General features: G+C 71.1%; 3 protein-coding genes. All 3 read right to left on the minus strand.

The genetic code is table 11. The features are described from left to right. Position 1: 1 nt before the first annotated feature. Positions 2–805: a tetratricopeptide repeat protein gene (locus DBR34_RS13635; protein ID WP_128097196.1), complete on the minus strand. Its 804-nt coding sequence runs from the start codon at positions 803–805 to the stop codon at positions 2–4. Between the two features lie 5 nt (positions 806–810). After that, positions 811–1761: a type II secretion system F family protein gene (locus DBR34_RS13640; RefSeq protein WP_128097195.1), complete on the minus strand. Its 951-nt coding sequence runs from the start codon at positions 1759–1761 to the stop codon at positions 811–813. Beyond that, positions 1758–2045, minus strand: a 288-nt coding sequence (locus DBR34_RS13645) for a type II secretion system F family protein (protein ID WP_181394010.1), incomplete at its 5' end; no start/stop codon positions are given. The genes DBR34_RS13640 and DBR34_RS13645, both read right to left, overlap by 4 nt.

Below are 2045 nucleotides of genomic sequence, written 5' to 3' on the forward strand. Positions count from 1 at the left end.
GTCAATGCTGGAACGCTTCGGCGCGTGGTGTGCGGGCGCTGCCTGCACCCGCCGGTGCGTGGTTGGCCGGGGTCTCCGCAGCGAGCAGCGCCGCGGGCGGCGCCGGTGTCGGGCGCGCGACAGGGGGCTGCCGCAACTGCTGCGCCAGCCGCTGCACTTCCTGCCGCGCGGTGTCAGGCAACGCGGCGCTGCGCATGATCTGCTCGGCCATGGCCGGGTCATTGCGCAACAGCGCCCAGACCGCCAGGTTGGCATTGGCCTTGACGCTGCCCGGCGCCAGTTCGGCCGCCTTGGCCAGCGGTTCGCGCGCCGGTTCAAGCGCGCCTGCGCGCAGCCGGGCGAACCCGAGGTCACCCAGGTAATCGGTGTTCAACGGCTGCAGCTGCACGGCACGGGCCAGGCTGGCCTCGGCCTGCGTGGCATCGCCGGCGCGTGCGGCGATCAGCCCCAGGCCGTGCCAGGCCGCCGCGCCCTGCGGCCCGTTGGCCAGGCTGGTGTAGAGCGCGCGGGCGGCGTCGGTCTGCTGGGTTTCGCGCAGGCCGTCGGCCTGCAGCAGGCGCAGCGCGGGGCTGTCACCGTAGCGCTGGCGGTAGGCGTCCACGTGTGCCAGCGAGGCGTAGTAGGCACCTTGGCGCTGCATCTGCCCGATCAGGTCCAGGTACATGCGCTTGTCGTCCTGGGCCGGCGTGTCCAGCGGCGCAAGACTGAGCGGGTCCGGCTTGTAGGCGTTGCGCGCCGACCCGCAGGCGGTGCACACCGCCACGGTGATGAGCAATACGGCGCAGTGGCGGAACTGGTTCGGCATGGTGGTCACCCCAGACGGTTCACGGCATTGGCCAGGGCGATGATCGCCGGGCCCGACAACACCAGCATCAGCGCTGGCAACAGGGTCAACATCATCACGATGGTCATCTTCACCGAGAGCTTGCCGACCTTCTCCTTGAGCGCGGAACGGCGCTGTTCGCGCAGGCGCACGCTGAACTGGCGCAGCGGTTCCTGCACCGCGCCGCCGTGTTCGTGGACCTGCAGCATCAACTGCACCAGGCTGCGCAGGTCTTCGTCGCCGAAGGATTCGGCCAGGCGGCGCAGCGACTGCTGGCGGCTGCGACCGTGCATGTAGGCGATGTTGGCCTGCTGGATTTCACGCCCCAGCACCGGGATCGCACTGCGCAGCTTGTCGCCCAGCGTCTGCAGACTCTGGTCCATGCTGAAGCCCACGCCCTGCAGCAGGCGCAGCAGGTCGATCAGCAGCGGCAGTTCGGCCGACACCCGGCGGCGCAACCGCGTGGCCCACGCGCGCAGCGCGAACTTCGGCACCAGCACGCCGGCGCCGAGCGCGGCCCCCATCACCACCACCCGGCTCAGTCCGTCGCCGTCGTAGAAGACGGCGGCCAGCAGCAGGCCGGCGAGTGCGATCAGCAGGCGCAGGGCCAGGAACGTGGCGGTGCCCACCCGCGTGTGCCAGCCGGCCTGGTCGAGCAGCAGGCGGTCTTCCGGTGCCAGCAGCGCCGCTTCGATGCGGCCACCGTTGAAGCGCTCGCCCAGCGTGGCCAGCCAGGCCCAGCGGCGGGGTGTGGTCGCATCCGGTGGTGGAGTGCCGGGCGCGGCCAGCGTGCGCGCCTCACGGCTGCGCAGCGCGCCCTGCAGGGTGGCGGCGGTGCGCTGCTGCTGGCCGCTGAGCCACAGCCCGGCGATGCCCAGCAGGCCCACGCCCAGGGCGAGCAGCAGCAACGCGACGATGAGCAGTGTGCTGGCGCTCATAGCGAGCGCGCCAAGCGGTACAGCAGGAAGCCGCCGATCAGTTCCATCAACAGCGCCGCCCCGAGAATGCGGTGGCCCAGCGGCACCTCCAGCACCGGGGCGAAGAAATCCGGGCTGGCGATGGCCATCAGCAGCGCCGACAACGGCGGCAGCAGGCCCAGTACCCACGCCGACATGCGTGTTTCGGACGTCGTGGCCATCAATTCCTGGCGCGCCTGGTCGACATCGCGCATGAAGTCGCTCATGCGCTGCAGGATCTGGTCCGAACGCCCGCCGATGCGGAT

The organism is Stenotrophomonas sp. HMWF003 (genome assembly GCF_003061285.1).
Classification (GTDB): domain Bacteria; phylum Pseudomonadota; class Gammaproteobacteria; order Xanthomonadales; family Xanthomonadaceae; genus Stenotrophomonas; species Stenotrophomonas maltophilia_AP.